Annotated in this window: 11 protein-coding genes; 6 read left to right on the top strand and 5 right to left on the bottom strand. The window is 67.9% G+C overall.

Annotated features, from left to right (window positions below):
• Positions 1 to 6 precede the first annotated feature (6 nt).
• From dnaG to DELCS14_RS07850, 3 genes are all read left to right on the top strand, one after another.
• Positions 7 to 2040 carry a DNA primase gene (gene dnaG, locus DELCS14_RS07860; protein WP_013801153.1) on the top strand — a complete coding sequence of 678 codons (2034 nt, stop codon included), beginning with the start codon at positions 7 to 9 and terminating at the stop codon, positions 2038 to 2040.
• 263 nt (positions 2041 to 2303) lie between these two features.
• Positions 2304 to 4745, top strand: a complete 2442-nt coding sequence (gene rpoD / locus DELCS14_RS07855) for an RNA polymerase sigma factor RpoD (RefSeq protein ID WP_013801152.1) — start codon at positions 2304 to 2306, stop codon at positions 4743 to 4745.
• Between the two features lie 150 nt (positions 4746 to 4895).
• Positions 4896 to 5375 carry a CYTH domain-containing protein gene (locus DELCS14_RS07850; protein ID WP_013801151.1) on the top strand — a complete coding sequence of 160 codons (480 nt, stop codon included), beginning with the start codon at positions 4896 to 4898 and terminating at the stop codon, positions 5373 to 5375.
• Positions 5376 to 5402: 27 nt separating this feature from the next.
• Here DELCS14_RS07850 and DELCS14_RS07845 read toward each other — a convergent pair whose 3' ends face one another.
• Together DELCS14_RS07845 and DELCS14_RS07840 are read right to left on the bottom strand one after the other, a co-directional pair.
• On the bottom strand, positions 5403 to 5909 hold the full coding sequence (locus tag DELCS14_RS07845) for a GNAT family N-acetyltransferase (RefSeq protein WP_013801150.1): 507 nt from the start codon (positions 5907 to 5909) through the stop codon (positions 5403 to 5405).
• A 41-nt stretch (positions 5910 to 5950) separates the two neighbouring features.
• Positions 5951 to 7459: a PLP-dependent aminotransferase family protein gene (locus tag DELCS14_RS07840; protein WP_013801149.1), complete on the bottom strand. Its 1509-nt coding sequence runs from the start codon at positions 7457 to 7459 to the stop codon at positions 5951 to 5953.
• Positions 7460 to 7604: 145 nt separating this feature from the next.
• Between DELCS14_RS07840 and gabT the strand changes: the two genes are divergently transcribed.
• The 3 genes from gabT (at position 7605) to DELCS14_RS07825 (ending at position 11497) form a co-directional block, all read left to right on the top strand.
• On the top strand, positions 7605 to 8915 hold the full coding sequence (gene gabT / locus DELCS14_RS07835) for a 4-aminobutyrate--2-oxoglutarate transaminase (RefSeq protein WP_013801148.1): 1311 nt from the start codon (positions 7605 to 7607) through the stop codon (positions 8913 to 8915).
• Positions 8916 to 8945: 30 nt separating this feature from the next.
• Positions 8946 to 10403, top strand: a complete 1458-nt coding sequence (locus DELCS14_RS07830; protein WP_013801147.1) for an NAD-dependent succinate-semialdehyde dehydrogenase — start codon at positions 8946 to 8948, stop codon at positions 10401 to 10403.
• Positions 10404 to 10519: 116 nt separating this feature from the next.
• Positions 10520 to 11497, top strand: coding sequence for a ketopantoate reductase family protein (locus tag DELCS14_RS07825; RefSeq protein ID WP_013801146.1), 978 nt, complete (start codon positions 10520 to 10522; stop codon positions 11495 to 11497).
• Here DELCS14_RS07825 and DELCS14_RS07820 read toward each other — a convergent pair.
• The 3 genes from DELCS14_RS07820 to DELCS14_RS07810 all read right to left on the bottom strand — a co-directional run bounded on the left by DELCS14_RS07820 (position 11485) and on the right by DELCS14_RS07810 (position 16401).
• Complete coding sequence (locus DELCS14_RS07820) at positions 11485 to 13665, bottom strand: TonB-dependent receptor (protein WP_013801145.1); 2181 nt, start codon at positions 13663 to 13665, stop codon at positions 11485 to 11487. The two genes, DELCS14_RS07825 and DELCS14_RS07820, sit on opposite strands and share 13 nt — an antisense overlap.
• A gap of 229 nt (positions 13666 to 13894) precedes the next feature.
• On the bottom strand, positions 13895 to 15280 hold the full coding sequence (locus tag DELCS14_RS07815; protein ID WP_013801144.1) for a sulfite reductase subunit alpha: 1386 nt from the start codon (positions 15278 to 15280) through the stop codon (positions 13895 to 13897).
• Between the two features lie 44 nt (positions 15281 to 15324).
• Positions 15325 to 16401: an FAD:protein FMN transferase gene (locus DELCS14_RS07810; RefSeq protein WP_013801143.1), complete on the bottom strand. Its 1077-nt coding sequence runs from the start codon at positions 16399 to 16401 to the stop codon at positions 15325 to 15327.
• Positions 16402 to 16421: the final 20 nt, after the last annotated feature.

Raw genomic sequence — 16421 nt, 5'->3', positions numbered from 1 at the left:
GGCCGGATGGCCCCGCGAAGGCACAATACGCGGGTGTCCATTCCCCAATCGTTCATCCAGGAATTGCTCTCGCGCGTCGACGTGGTCGATATCGTGGGACGCTACGTGCAGCTCAGGAAGGGCGGCGCCAACTTCATGGGCCTGTGCCCGTTCCACAGCGAGAAGTCGCCCTCCTTCACCGTCAGTCCCAGCAAGCAGTTCTATCACTGCTTTGGCTGCGGCAAGAATGGCAACGCCATCGGCTTTCTGATGGACCATGCCGGCATGGGCTTCGTCGAAGCCGTGCAGGATCTTGCCGGCCAGGTCGGCCTGCAGGTGCCGCAGGACGACATCAGCCCCGCCGAGCGCGAGCGCCAGGCCGCGCAAAAGCAGAAACAGGCCACCCTCACCGACGTGCTGGAGAAGGCAGGCGACGCCTACCGCAGGCACCTCAAGGCATCGCCCCAGGCCATCGACTACCTCAAGCGCCGCGGCGTCTCGGGCGAGACCGCCAAGCGCTTCGGCCTGGGCTACGCGCCTGCGGGCTGGCGGTCGCTGGCCAGCGTGTTCCCGCAGTACGACGATCCCCAGCTCGAAGAATCGGGCCTGGTCATCGTTGGCGAGGGCGACGACAAGCGCTACGACCGCTTCCGCGACCGGCTGATGTTTCCCATCCGCAACGTCAAGGGCGAGTGCATCGGCTTCGGCGGCCGCGTCTTCGGCGACGAGAAGCCCAAATACCTGAATTCGCCCGAAACCCCGGTCTTTCACAAGGGGCGCGAGCTCTACGGCCTCTTCGAGGCCCGCACCGCCCTGCGCGACATGGGCTATGCCCTGGTCACCGAAGGCTATATGGACGTGGTGGCCCTGGCCCAGCTGGGCTTTGCCAACGCCGTCGCCACGCTGGGCACGGCCTGCACGCCCGACCATATTCACAAACTGTTTCGATTTACCGAAGCCGTCGTCTTCAGCTTCGACGGAGACGCGGCGGGTCGGCGCGCCGCGCGCAAGGCGCTCGATGCCGCCCTGCCCTATGCCAGCGACACGCGCAGCGTCAAATTCCTCTTCCTGCCCGCCGAGCATGACCCGGACAGCTTCATCCGCGAGTACGGCAGCGAAGCCTTTGCCCGCTACGTGGGCGACGCGCTGCCGTTGAGCCGCTTTCTCATCGAGGCGGCCAGCGAAGGCTGCGACCTGGGCCAGGCCGAAGGCCGCGCCCACATGGCCAGCAATGCCCGCCCGCTGTGGACAGCACTGCCCGACGGCGCCCTCAAGCGCCAGCTGCTGGGCGAGATCGCCGAACTCGTGCAGTTGGATGCGCGCGATCTCTCGGACCTGTGGTCGCAGGAAGCCGCCCGCAGCGGCCCCGCAAGGGGCTCCATGGCCGGTGGCGCCCACCATCCGGGCCAGGCCAGCCATGCACCGGCCGCGCCCGACTGGGGCCAGCCGGCCGAATACAACGCCCCTTCGGGCTGGCCCGAGGGGAGCAGCCAGGGCGGCGGCGCAGGCGGCTGGCGCGGCGGCGAGCCCGGGCGCGGCGGCAAAAAGCCCTGGCCGCGCAAGCCCTGGGACAAAAATGGCCGCAGCGACTTCAACCCGCCGCCCATGGGGCCGCGCGTAGCCCCCGCCACGCGCACGGACCAGGCGGCGCGCCTGCTCATGGCGCACATGGAGTTCATGGAAGAACTCACCCACGAGGACTTCGAGGCGCTGGCGCGCTGCGCCGCCGGGCACGGCGCGCTGTTCCGCTGGATGGAAGCACAGTTCCAGGAATCCGGCCCCCGGCCCTTCGCCGTACTGCGCGAGCAGCTGCGCGGCCTGCCCCATGAAGTGCTGGCCGACAAGCTGATGAGCGGCCCCCACGCCCACCCCGAAGGCGAGCTGTCCGAGCTGCGCCGCGAGCTGCGCGGCGTGCTCAACCGCATCGTCATCGACCACATCAAGGCCCAGATCGACGAAGCCGTGCGCGACATGGCACGGGACCCCAGCGCCGCCCAGCGCTATCGCGATCTCTTTGCCCGACAGCAGGTCCTGGAAAACCAGATGCGCACTTCCTCTTGAAATCGAGGTAAGCAGATATAATTAGGGGCTATCGGCAAGAGCGACAGCAGCACCTCCGGACCGGGCCCCGTGAAGAACTCACGTGATTGCAGCAACTGCACGGCCCAATTTCCCGCAAGGACTGCACACCAAATGTTCGCCCAGACATCTTGCCTGGAACGTTTTTCGCTTCCCTGGCGGACCTAGTCCGTCCGCGCGTGCGCCTAGGCGGCGCTTGTTTGAGTTTCCCTTTGTGTGTGTTCGCTCCTGACCGTGAGGTGTTCATGCCCGTTTCAAAGTCCGTGAAGTCCAAGCAGGCCCCCGAAGCTCCAGCGAAGCCCAAGACTTCGACAACCTCTTCAGCCCCGGCCAAGGCCGGTGCCGGCAAAGCCGCTGCAGGACCGAAGAGCGCCGCATCTGCGGCCAAAGCAAAGAAAGATACCGACGTGGTAACCAAGTCCCAAGCCGAACTCAAAGCCATGGCCGACGAGCTGCTCGCCGCCGCGACCCCCAAGCGCGGCCGCAAGAAGGCAGCCGAAGGCGACGACGCCCCCGCCCAGACCGAAAAGAAGCCTGCCGCCGCCAAGAAGGCGCCGGCCAAGGCAGCCGCAAGCTCCACCGCCGCTGCCAAGACCCCCGCCAAGCGCGGCCGCAAGCCCAAGGCCAAGGAAGGCGGCGACGACATCGATGATGCCGACCTGTCCGACATCGATGGCGACATCGACGGCGAAGGTGAAGGCGAGTCCGAGGTCGAGACCGAAGTGGAAGTCGAGGTCGAGACCACTTCGGCCCCGGCCGAAAAGGTCAAGCCCCTGCGCATGAAGATCAGCAAGGCCAAGGAACGCGCCTTGATGAAGGAATTCGGCCTGGACGAAACCGTCCTGACCGAAGAGGAAATGTCCACCCGCCGCCAGCGCCTGAAGGCGCTGATCAAGCTGGGCAAGACGCGCGGCTACCTGACGCACAGCGAAATCAACGACCACCTGCCCGACAAGCTGGTCGATGCCGAGACGCTGGAAGTCGTGATCTCCATGCTCAACGACATGGGCGTGGCCGTCTACGAGCAGACTCCCGATGCGGAAACCCTGCTGCTGAACAACACGGGCCAGTCCGCCACCACCGAAGAGGAAGCCGAGGAAGAGGCCGAAGCCGCCCTGTCCACGGTGGACTCCGAGTTCGGCCGCACCACCGACCCCGTGCGCATGTACATGCGCGAAATGGGCACGGTCGAGCTGCTGACGCGCGAAGGCGAAATCGAAATCGCCAAGCGCATCGAAGGCGGCCTGATGGACATGATGGAGGCCATCTCGGCCTCGCCTGCCACCATCGCCGAAATCCTGGCCATGTCCGAGGAAATCCGCGAAGGCAAGGTTGTCATCTCCACCATCGTCGACGGCTTCGTCAACGCCAATGAGAACGACGACTACGTGGCCGAAGAAGACTTCGACGAATACGACGAAGAGGATGACGACGACGGCAAGGGCGGCTCCAAGGCGCTGACCAAGAAGCTCGAAGAACTCAAGAACGAGGCGCTGCGCCGCTTCGACGCCATGCGCGAGAACTTCGACAAGATGCACAAGGTGTACGACAAGGACGGCTACGGCACGCCCGTGTACATGAAGGTGCAGAAGGCCCTGACCGAAGAGCTGATGACCATCCGCTTCACGGCCAAGACCATCGAGAAGCTGTGCGACCTTGTGCGCGCCCAGGTGGATGACGTGCGCAAGAAGGAACGCGAGCTGCGCAAGATCATCGTGGACAAGTGCGGCATGCCGCAGGAGACCTTCATCGCCCAGTTCCCGCCCAACCTGCTGAACCTGCAGTGGGTGGTGCAGCAGGTCGCGGCCGGCAAGCCCTGGAGCAATGTGCTGGAGCGCAACATCCCGCCCGTGCAGGAGCTGCAGCAGAACCTGATCGACCTGCAATCGCGCGTGGTCGTGCCGCTGGACGAGCTCAAGCGCATCAACAAGCGCATGAACGATGGCGAGCGCGCCAGCCGTGACGCCAAGAAGGAGATGATCGAGGCCAACCTGCGCCTGGTGATCTCCATCGCCAAGAAGTACACGAACCGCGGCCTGCAGTTCCTGGATCTGATCCAGGAAGGCAACATCGGCCTGATGAAGGCGGTGGACAAGTTCGAATACCGTCGCGGCTACAAGTTCTCGACCTATGCCACGTGGTGGATCCGCCAGGCCATCACGCGCTCGATCGCCGACCAGGCGCGCACCATCCGCATCCCGGTGCACATGATCGAGACCATCAACAAGATGAACCGCATCTCGCGCCAGCATCTGCAGGAGTTCGGCTTCGAGCCCGATGCGTCCATCCTGGCGGCCAAGATGGAGATCCCCGAGGACAAGATCCGCAAGATCATGAAGATCGCCAAGGAGCCGATCTCCATGGAAACGCCGATCGGCGACGACGACGATTCGCACCTGGGCGACTTCATCGAGGACACCAACAACACCGCTCCCGTGGACGCCGCCATGCAGGCCGGCCTGCGCGACGTGGTCAAGGACATCCTCGACGGCCTCACCCCGCGCGAAGCCAAGGTGCTGCGCATGCGCTTCGGCATCGAAATGTCCACCGACCACACGCTGGAAGAAGTGGGCAAGCAGTTCGACGTCACGCGCGAACGCATCCGCCAGATCGAGGCCAAGGCCCTGCGCAAGCTCAAGCACCCGAGCCGCTCGGACAAGCTGCGCAGCTTCATCGACTCGCTGTAAGGCGCTGTGGATGCCGCCCCCCCGGGCCGGCAACCGCCTCCTGGAAAGCCCCGCACTCCCCTGCGGGGCTTTTTGTTTGTGGCGGGCCATCTGCCGGGCAGGGCGACGGCGGCGCGATAGACTGCCGCCTTTGTCTGCACGGGCAACAGCATGGCTCTCGAAATCGAACGCAAATACCTGGTGGCCGACCCTGGCATCGTGGCAGGCCTGACCGGCGTGCGCATGGCGCAGGGATACATCGCCGACAACGGCATGTGGGTGCGGGTGCGCATCGCCGGAGACACCGGATTTCTCACGCTCAAGGGCCCGGCACGCGGCATGAGCCGGGCCGAATTCGAATACCAGATCCCGCTGGCCGATGCCGAGACGCTGCTGGCCCAGCACTGCGCACATGGCGCCATCGACAAGGTGCGCTACGTCGTGCCGGTCGACGGCTTCAACTTCGAGGTCGATGTGTTCGAAGGCCCCCTGGCCGGCCTGGTCACGGCCGAGATCGAACTGGCGAGCGAGGATATCCAGCCGCCATCGCCCGCCTGGCTGGGTGCGGAGGTCACCTCCGACCTGCGCTACAGCAATTCGCAACTGGCCAAGACCCGGCAGTTGCCTTCGCCGGCACTGCTGCCGGGTTGAAACAGGACGGCCCTGTGCCGCGGCGGTTCAGCCGCCGGCGCGGTCCAGGGCCATGGCCTGCACCTGCAATCCGGAGCCCTCGCGCAGCGGCTGCAGATCGCCCTGCGCCCGGAAGCCATGCGCCAAATACAGCCGCATGGCGGGAGAGTCTGCTGCGGTCACGCCCAGCCGCACACGCCGCATGCCCATCTGCCAGGCCCAGGCGACGGCCTGCGCCAGCAGCGCCTGGCCCGCGCCCCGGCCACGCGCGGCAGGATCGACCCACATCTGAAAGAGGTCGGCCACGCCGGGCTCGTCGGCACACAGCTTGCACCAGACCAGGCCGCAGGCCTGTTCGCCGTTGACGGCGAAGAGCACCCTGTCCCTGCCCCCGGCAGCAGCGGCCTGCAGCCGTGCAGCCCAGTCCGGGTCAGCCCTTGCAGCCTCTGCCGCCCAGGTGCTGCCGAAGGCGTCGGGGGCATCGCGCAGGGCACGCAGGCGGATATCGCGGTACTGCGGCCATTCATGGGGATCAACGGGGCGGATGGAGATCATGGAGCTTTCTGCGTCGGACAAAGGGGTTGGGAAAGAGAACCTCAGCCCCGGCCATGCCGGGCTGCGAGCACCGCCAGCATACGGAAGAAGGCGGCACCGATCTCCTCCTCGCAGACGCAGGCGTATCCCAGCAGCAGGCCGCGCCGCTTGTGCGGGCCTGCGTAATAGCGCGACAGCGGCTTGACGAAGATGCCCGCCTGCCGGAGATCCTCGGCAAGCGCCACATCGTCGTCCTGGCCCGGCAGCTGCATCACGAAATGCAGGCCTGCGCTGCTTTCCACCCAGGGCAGGTGGTCGGCGCCCAGGTAGCGCTCGATCAGGGACAGCAGCATGCGGCGGCGCTTGCCGTAGAGCAGGCGCATCTTGCGGATGTGGGCGGCGTAATGGCCTTCGGTGATCAACTCGGCAATCACCTGCTGGGGCAGCTGGTGCCCCTCGCGGTACAGCTCGGAATGGATGCGCCGCAGGGGCTCGGCCAGCGCCGGTGGCAGCACCATGTAGCCCATGCGCAGCCCCGGATAGAGGGTTTTGCTGAAGGTGCCTATGTAGATCACGGGCGCACCTTCCTCCATGCCCTGCATGCTGGGCACGGGACTGCCGGAGAAGCGGAATTCGCTGTCGTAGTCGTCCTCCACGATCCAGGCGCCCACGCGGCGCGCATAGTCAATCAGCGCACGGCGCCGGGCCATGCTCATGACGGCGCCCAGGGGATATTGGTGCGAGGGCGTGACGAAAATCAGCCGGGGCGCGGGCAGGCCTTCGGGCAGTTGCATGCCCTCCTCGTCCACGGGCACGCTGTGCAGGTGCAGCCCGTGCTGCATGCGCAGCACGTTGGCAATGCCCCAGTAGCCGGGCTCCTCCATCCACACGCAGTCGCCGGGATCGGCAAGGCTGCGCACCACCAGGTCGATGGCCTGGTGCACGCCTTCGGTGATCAGCACCTGGCCCGGCCCGCAGTCCACCGAGCGCGCCACGCGCAGGTGCTCGGCCAGGGCCTGCTTGAGCGCGTCCACGCCGCCGCGCGTGCCGTAGGTCAGCAGTTGCGGCCCGGCGTGGCGCAGCAGGCGGTTGTGGATGCGCGCATAGGTGGCGCGCGGAAATTCGGTCACGTCGGGCACGCCGGGCATGAAGGCGCCCCATTGCTGCTCGGAGGCCTGGGCCGTTTTCAGCAGGGCCTGCGCCTGTGCAGACAGGCCGCCGCCCGGTGCGGGCGCCGCGGCGGTGGCGCGGCGTGCGGGCGCACGCCCGCCGCTCAGCAGCAAGGCCGCAGGCAGGGTGTCCACCACATGCGTGCCCCGCCCCACCTGGCTGCGCACATAGCCCTCCACCTGCAGCTGCTCGTAGGCGTGGTTGACGGTGTTGCGCGACACGCCCAGCTCGCGCGCCAGGTCACGCGAGGCAGGCAGACGGCTGCGCGGCAACAGGGCCCCGCTGTCTATGGCCTGGCGGATGGCCAGGTACAGGCCCCGGTTGAGATGGGTGCGGTCGCCGCCCAGCCCGCGCCAGTCCATCTGGAGGATGAGATCCGCGCACACGGAGGGTTTTGCCATGCCTGCCTTGGGGGAGTGAGGATAGAGGTGGAAGTGGAGGCGCGCTCAATTGGCACCACCATCTTTTCAAAAGATGGCTCCAGTCATGGAACCAATGACCACTATAACGGGAAGCCTTGCATCCCCATCAACGGAGAACCCTCTCATGTCCAGCGCCACCGCCTCTTCCCCGAACCAGCAACTCCAGAACCGGCGCAACGCCGCCATGCCGCGCGGCGTGGGCGTGATGTGCGGCTTCCATGCCGTGCAGGCCGACAACGCCCTGCTGACCGATGCCGAGGGCCGCCAGTACATCGATTTCGCGGCCGGCATTGCCGTGCTCAACACGGGCCACCGCCATCCGCGCGTGGTCCAGGCCGTGCAGCAGCAACTGGAGCGCTTCACGCACACGGCCTTCCAGATCGTTCCCTACGAAAGCGCGATTGCACTGGCCGAGCGCATCAATGCGCTGGCGCCCATCGACGGCCCGGCCAAGACCGCCTTCTTCACCACGGGCGCCGAGGCCGTGGAGAACGCCGTCAAGATCGCGCGCCACGCCACGGGCCGCTCGGCCGTGATCGCCTTCCAGGGCGCCTTCCATGGCCGCACCCAGCTGGGCATGGCACTGACGGGCAAGGTGGCGCCCTACAAGCAGGGCTTCGGCCCCATGCCGGGCGAAGTCTTCCACGCGCCCTTCCCCAGCGAGCAGGCGGGCGTGAGCGTGCAGCAGTCGCTGGACGCCATTGCCATGCTGCTCAAAACCTCGGTGGACCCGCAGCGCGTGGCCGCCATCATCGTGGAGCCCGTACAGGGCGAAGGGGGCTTCCACCCCGTGCCTGCCGCCCTGTTCACCGGCCTGCGCCAGCTGTGCGACCAGCACGGCATGCTGCTGATCGCCGACGAGGTGCAGACCGGCTTCGCTCGCACGGGCAAGCTGTTTGCCATGGAGCACTACGGCGTGCAGCCCGACCTGATCACCATGGCCAAGAGCCTGGGCGGCGGCCTGCCGATCTCGGGCGTGGTGGGCCGCGCGGCCGTCATGGACGCACCCCACCCCGGCGGCCTGGGCGGCACCTATGCCGCCAACCCGCTGGCCGTGGCCGCGGCCCATGCCGTGCTCGACGTGATCGATGAAGAACGGCTGTGCGAGCGCGCCCACGCACTGGGCAACCAGCTGCGCGCGCGCCTGCAAGCCCTGCAGGCGCAGGATGCCGGCATTGCCGACGTGCGCGGACTGGGCTCGATGCTGGCCGTGGAGTTCCGCCTTCCCGGCAGCGGCGAGCCCGATGCGCAGCGCGTGGCCGCCGTCGTCCGGCACGCGCAGGAGCAGGGCCTGCTGCTGCTGACCTGCGGCCTGTACGGCAACGCCATCCGCTTTCTCTATCCGCTGACGATTCCACAGCCGCTGTTCGCCAGAGCCCTGGACATCATCGACAGCGCCATCACCCAGAGCGCGTCCCAGCCAGTCGCCGCCTGAATCCCCATCCCAGCCACACCCTGCCGCACCATGAGTCTTTCACTGCAACGCCCCGATCTGTTCCGCCAGGCCTGCCTGCTCGCCGAGGGCTGGCGAGCCGTGGGCTCCGGCCCCGCCATCGACGTCTTCAACCCCGCCACGGGCGAGCGCCTGGGCCAGGTGCCTGCCCTGCAGGCCGGCGAGACCGAAGCCGCCATTGCCGCCGCACAGCGCGCCCTGCCCGCCTGGGCCGCGCTGACGGGCAAGCAGCGCGCAGGCATCCTGCGCCGCTGGTTCGACCTGATGCTGGCGCACCAGGACGATCTGGCGCGGCTGATGACCCTGGAGCAGGGCAAGCCCCTGGCCGAGGCACGCGGCGAGATCGCCTACGCGGCCTCCTTCATCGAATGGTTTGCCGAGGAAGGCAAGCGCGTGGACGGAGAACTGCTGCAGTCGCCCACGGCCGGCCAGCAACTGCTGACGCTGCGCGAGCCCATTGGCGTGTGCGCCGCCATCACGCCCTGGAACTTCCCGGCCGCCATGATCACGCGCAAGGCCGGCCCGGCGCTGGCCGCCGGCTGCACCATGCTGGTCAAGCCGGCCGAAAGCACGCCCTTCACGGCCCTGGCCCTGGCCGTGCTGGCCGAGGAGGCCGGCATTCCAGCCGGTGTGTTCCAGGTGCTGACCGGCCATCCGCAGGACATCGGCCAGGCGCTGACCCAAAGCCCCGTGGTGCGCAAGCTCAGCTTCACGGGCTCCACGGCCACCGGGCGGCTGCTGATGCGCCAGTGCAGCGACACGGTCAAGAAGCTGTCGCTGGAGCTGGGCGGCAATGCGCCGTTGATCGTGTTCGACGATGCCGATATCGACCAGGCCGTGGCCGGCATCCTGGCCTCCAAGTTCCGCAACGCGGGCCAGACCTGCGTATGCGCCAACCGCATCTATGTGCACGACCGCATCCATGACGAACTGGCCCGCCGCCTGGCGCGGGCCATGGCGGAGTTCAAGGTCGGCAACGGCCTGGAGCCCGGCGTGACGCATGGCCCGCTGATCAACGAGGCCGCCGTGCAGAAGGTGGAAAGCCATGTGGCCGACGCGCTGTCCAAGGGCGCACGCCTGCTGGCCGGTGGCAGGCGCCCGGTGCCGGGCAAGCTGTTCTTCGAGCCCACGCTGCTGGCCGATGTGAACGACAGCATGCGGGTCTGCGAGGAAGAGACCTTCGGCCCGCTGGCGCCGCTGTTCCGTTTCCACGACGAGGACGAAGTGGTGCGCCGCGCCAACGACACCATCTACGGCCTGGCCGCCTATCTGTTCACCAACGACAACCGCCGCATCTGGCGCGTATCGCGTGCGCTGGAGTACGGCATGGTGGGCATCAATACCGGCCTGATCTCCAACGAGGTCGCGCCCTTCGGCGGCGTCAAGCAGTCCGGCCTGGGCCGCGAGGGCTCGCGCCACGGCATCGAGGAATACCTGGAAACCAAGTACCTGTGCCTGCAGACGGCATGAGCACGGCATGAGGACGGCCTGAAGTCCGCAGTGCCCCCCGGCAGGGAAGACAGCATGGGCCCTTGACGGCAGCCTGGCTAGACTGGGCGCCATCAAAGGCCTATCCGATTCGCACCATGGACGCTTCTTCCGCCAGCCCCTCCTCCCCCACCGCGCCGCTGCGCATCGCCGTCATGGGCGCAGGCGCCGTGGGCTGCTATTTCGGCGCACTGCTGGCACGCGCCGGCCACCAGGTCACGCTGATCGGCCGTCCCGCCCATGTGCAGGCCGTGCAGCAGCATGGCCTGCGGCTGGAGACGGCGGCGCTGGACATCCAGGTGCCCATGCAGGCATCGACCGAGGCCAGCGCCGTGCGCGATGCCGATGTGGTGATGTTCTGCGTCAAGTCCACGGCCACCGAGGAAGCGGCCCGCGAGATGCAGCCGCACCTGGCGCCGGGCGCCCTGGTGCTGACCATGCAAAACGGCGTGGACAACGACGAGCGCGTGCGCGCCGTGCTGGGCCCGTCCGTTGCCGTGGCGGCCGCCGTGGTCTATGTGGCCACGGCCATGGCCGGTCCCGGCCATGTGCGCCACTTCGGGCGTGGCGAGCTGGTCATCGCGCCCTCTGCACTCAGCGAACAGGTGGCCCGGCAATTTGGCGCGGCGGGCATTGCCGTGCAGGTATCGCCCGATGTGCGCGGCGCGCTGTGGGCCAAGCTGGTGATCAACTGCGCCTACAACGCGCTGTCGGCGCTGTGCCAGCTGCCCTACGGCCCGCTGGTGCAGGCGCCCGGCGTGGCGCACGTGGTGGACGACGTGGTGGCCGAATGCCTGGCCGTGGCAAGGGCCGATGGCGTGGCCCTGCCCGGCGACGTGCCCGCTGCCGTGCGGGGCCTGCCGGCCACCATGCCGGGCCAGTTCTCATCCACCGCCCAGGATCTGGCGCTGGGCAAGCCCAGCGAAATCGACCACCTGAACGGCTACGTGGTGCGGCGCGGCGAGGCCCTGGGCGTGCCCGTGCCGCTGAACCGCACGCTGCAGGTGCTGGTCAGGCTGGCCCCGTCACGCGTGCAGGCCAGCCAGGCGCCCCGGAACCCGCCTCAGAACTCGTAGTTGGCGGACACCCACAGCCGGCGGCCTTCCTGGTTGTTCGCGTAGCGGTTGCCAAAGATCACGGTACCCTGGACCTGGCCCGGTACGTTGTAGGGCTGGTAGTCCACGAAATCCTTGTTGAACAGGTTGTAGATGGCCGCGTTGATGGTGAACTGCTTGCTCACGCGGTAGCTGCCACCCAGGTGGAACTGGGTATAGGCCTTGTAGTTGCCCAGCGCGGCCTTGGCGGCCTGGGAGCTGGCGCTGGTGCCGGGGTCGCGGAAGCGTTCGCTGCGGTATTCGGCGCGCAGCCACAGGTTCCACTGGGCACCCGGCTCCCAGTTCAGGCGGGCGTTGAGCGCATGCTTGGGCGTGTCGCTCAGCGGGTTGCCCCGGTTGGGGCCGCTCTTTTGCTCGCTCCTGGTGAAGGTGTAGTTGGCGCTGGCATTCCAGCCGCGCGCCAGCGGCATGCGCGCGCTCAGCTCCAGGCCGCGCGTGACGGCCTCGTCCACGTTGATGGACTGGCCGAAGGCATCCACCAGGGGCCAGTTGCCGAAGCTCACGCAGCCGGGGCGGTTGGGCGCTGCCGCAAAGTCGCAGTTGATCAGGCCCGGGCCGCTGGTGATCTTGTCCTTGAACTCGTTGTTGAACACCGTGGCGCTGCCCGCAAAGCCCGTGGGGCTGTCGAAATAGACGCCCAGTTCGGTGGTGCGGCTGGTTTCGGGCTTGAGGTTGGGGCTGCCCACCAGCGGCAGGCGGCCCTGCTGGCCAAAGCCGTTGATGCCGGGCGCCAGCTGTTCCACGCGCGGCGTCTTGTAGCCGTTGCTGATACCGCCCTTCACGGTCCACTGCGGCGCGGCATTCCACACGCCGTAGATGCGCGGGCTGAGCTTGCCGCCGAAGAGACTGTGGCGGTCATAGCGCGCGCCCATGGTGAGCTTGAAGGCGTCGGTCAGGCTCCATTCGTCCTCGGCAAACAGGGCCTTCTGAGTGAAGGCGAACTTGTTCGGCGCCACGCCGTCCTTCATCTCGGCATCCCACCACTGGCCGCCCAGCGTGGTCAGGTGGGCGCCCCAGGGCAGGACCAGCTTGCTGTCCAGCACCTTGCTTTCCACCTCCAGCGTGCGCGCAGCGCCCGGTGTCGCGCCCGGCGTTCCCGGGGGAACGGTGCGGCCCATGGTTTCGGTGCGGTTGACCATGAAGCTGGTGTCCCAGGTTCCGAAGCCGAAGCGGCCCGTGTGCGCCAGCGTGAGCTGGTCGCGGTTGTATTTCTGCTCGGGGCCGTAGCCGCCCTGCAGCCCCAGCGTGCCGAGCTGGCCGCGCGAGTTGTCATAGGTCTGGCGGCCCGAGTCCAGATCCAGCGTGATGTCGTGGTACCTGTTGGGCGTGAGCGCCAGGCGCAGGCCCAGGTTGTTGATCTCGGACTTGACGGGGTTGCCGCCCATGAGGGGAACGGCGGGCTGGCCGTTGGCGCCCGCATAGGTGATGTCCGAAGCGGCCCGGCGCTGCGTGCTGCCGCGGATCGACAGGCCCAGCAGGTCCTCCTTGATGGGGCCGCTCAGGTAGAACTTGCCGGATTTGATGTCGCCGAACTCCGACTCTTCCTGCAGCGTGTAGTCGGCGCTGACGCTGCCCGTCCAGGTCTTGCCGACCTTGCGGGTGATGATGTTGATCACGCCGCCCATGGCGTCGGAGCCGTAGAGCGTGGACATGGGGCCGCGGATGACCTCGATGCGCTCGATGGCGCCGATGGGCGGCATGAAGCTGGTCTGCGTCTCGCCAAAGCCGTTGGGCGTGACGTTGCCGGCCGAGTTCTGGCGGCGGCCGTCGATGAGCACCAGCGTGTAGTCGCTGGGCATGCCGCGGATGCTGATGTTCAGGCCGCCGGTCTTGCCTGCGGGGGCGCCCACGTCGATGCCTTCCACGCTTTCCAGCGCGTCGGTCAGGCTGCCGAAGCGGCCCTTGGCCAGTTCCTCACGCGGGATGACGGTGATGGAGGCCGGCGCCTCCTTGATGTCCTGCTCGAAACCCGAGGCGGAGACCACGACTTCGCGCAGCTCCGTGGCGGGCGCGGCATTGCCTGTTGCCGTCTGTGCAGAGACGGCACCCGAAGCGCAGACGGCAGCCACCACAAGGGCCAGATGGGAAGGACGCGACGGAAGAACTCCGCGCAGATCGCGATACGACATGCAAACACTCCAGAAACGGAAAACGGGCCGGGAGGCCCGTGAAACTCGCTTTGAAATGTTTGGTTATGCGATGGGATGGGGATATGTAACGAAATTATATGAACATTGAGAATCATTTCCATTCTCATGATCACAATAGGATTTATCTGTCGCACGGATGCTACGTTCCTAGGAGCAGAAAGCGCTGACGGCACCAATGCTTGCGCTGGCGCAAGCTGCTCTCACCACCTCAATACACATCACGCCGGTAGCGGCCGCTGCGCACCAGCTGGTCCATCCGCGCCTCGCCCAGCACGGCGTGCAGCGCCTGGTCCACGCCCTGGGCCATGCCCTGCAGGCTGCCGCACACGTAGATGGCTGCGCCCTGCGCCACCCATTGGCGCAAGACATCGCTGGACTGCGCCAGCAGGTCCTGCACATAGGCGCGCGGCGCGCCTTCGCTGCGGTCGCGCGAGAAGGCCAGCTCCAGGCGCTGCAGCACGCCGCCATCGCACCATGCCTGAAGCTCGTCGCCGTACAGCCGGTCGTGCGCCGCATTGCGCTCGCCGAACAGCAGCCAGTTGGGACCCAGGCCCGCCGCAGCACGCGCGCGCAGGTGGCTGCGCAGGCCGGCCAGGCCCGTGCCGTTGCCGATCAGCACCAGCGGGCGCTGCAGGTTGTCTTCCAGCCGGAAATTGCGGTGCGCACGCAGCCTCAGGGTGATGGCAGCCCCCAGGGGCGCGCCCTGCGTGAGCCAGCCCGAGGCCAGGCCCGGCGAGCCATCCTCGCGCCGCGCCTGGCGCACCAGCAGGTGCACGCAGCCATCCTGGGCGATGGAGGCGATGGAGTACTCGCGCGGATGCTGCGGGTCCGCAGGAATGCAGACCTGCGCCAGGTCGCCGGACTCCCACAGCGCGGGCTCCGTTGCAGGGGGCTGCAGCTCGATGTGGAACACCGGCTCGCCTGCGCTGCCCGGGTTCATGTGCCGGCGCGCGGCCAGCGTCCATTCGCTGAAGACAGGCTGCTCCCATGCCGGCATGTCGCCCAGGCTGCTGATCTGGGTCAGCTGGTGCTGCCAGGCGGTCAGCGCCTGCGGCGCGCCGTTGTCCATTTCGACGCGCTCGAACCAGGGCCTGGCGCCACCGGCACGCAGCCAGCTGTCCAGCGCGCGGCCAAAGCCGCAGAACTGCGCGTACTGCCGATCGCCCAGCGCCAGCAGACCGTATTGCAGATGGGACAGGTCCTGCGCCTGCGCCATGGCGTGCGCCAGGAACAGCGCCGCGTTGTCGGGCGGATCGCCCTCGCCATAGGTGCTGGCGATGAACAGCGCCCTTTGCGTGCGCGCCAGCAGGTCGGCATCCACAGCGTCCAGGGCGCACAGGTGCACGCTTTCTCCGGCCGTGTGCAGCAGCCGGGCGGTCTCGCGCGCCAGCTCCTCGGCCTGGCCGGTCTGGCTGGCATAGGCCACAAGCAGGGGCAGCGCGCCCTCGCGTGCGCTGGTCAGCGCAGCCGCTTCCTGCCGGGCCCGCATGCGCTGGCGGCGCTCGCGCCACCAGATGGCGGCGCACATGGCCGCATAGAGCAGGACCAGCACGGCGGCTGCGAGTACGCGCAGCCCAGGTTCGGACAAGGTCATGGCAGGACCGGGAATCTACACGACGGAAAAAGGGAAGGAAACGCTCACGGCAGCAGCGCGGCAAAAGCCGTTGTCATCGCCATGGCAGGGCCTTGCGCAGTGCGCTCGCACAGCAGCGCCGCCACGCCGCGCTGCTCGGCAAAGTCCAGGCCCTCGCGCGGCCCCAGCACGGTGAGCACGGTGGCCAGGGCGTCGGCCTGCATGCATTCGGCATGCAGCACGGTGACGCTGGTCAGGCCATGCGCCACGGGCTCGCCGCTGCGCGGATCGATGGTGTGGGAGTAGCGGCGCCCGCCCTGCTCGAAGGCATGCCAGTGGTCGCCCGAGGTGGCGATGGTCATGTCGCGCAGCGGCAGCGCCAGCGGCGTGGACGGGTCCGCCATGCTGGCCACGGCCACGCGCCAGGGCTGGTTGCCAGGGCGCTGACCGCAGGCACGCAGCTCGCCGCCCACCTCGACGAGGAAATCGGTATGGCCCAGCGCCTGCAGGCGCTCGGCGACCAGGTCCACCGAATAGCCTTTGGCGATGCCGCTGAAGTCCACATGGACGGCGCCGGGCTGCAGCGCGCGCCGGCCCGCCAGGTCCAGCACGATGCGCTGGTAGCCCACGCGCTCGCGCACCCGCCGCAGCGCATCGGCATCGGGGATGCCGGCGCCCTGCGACTTTTCCGCACGCGGGCCGAAGCCCCACAGATCGACCAGCGGCCCCACGGTAGGGTCCCAGGCGCCGCCGCTGGCCTGTGCCCACTCGAGTGCACAGGTCAGCACGGTGAAGAATTCGGGCGGCAGTGCATGCCAGTTGCCGGGCTCGGCGCGGTTGAAGCGCGAGATGTCGGAGTCGGCTTCCCAGTTGCTCATCTGGCGCACGACCAGGGCCAGTGCAGCCTCTATGGCCTGGCACGCCTCATCGAGCGGGCGGAAATCCGGGTTGTGCAGGCGCACGCTCCAGGTCGTGCCCATGGCCTCGCCGGTGAGTGTTTGCAGCGCGGCCGGATCTGCCCGCCGCACCGCCTGCGGCGCGTAGCCGGAGACGGCAAAGGACGCCGCGCCTGTGGACACGGGCGCGGCAAGGCCCCGGCCTGCGCTGCCCTGCAACAGGGCGGGCGCGAAGCTCACGCGCACGGGCGCGGGCGCAGACGGAG

The organism is Delftia sp. Cs1-4, assembly GCF_000214395.1.
Lineage (GTDB): Bacteria > Pseudomonadota > Gammaproteobacteria > Burkholderiales > Burkholderiaceae_C > Comamonas > Comamonas acidovorans.
This window is presented reverse-complemented; position numbering and strand designations above follow the sequence as displayed.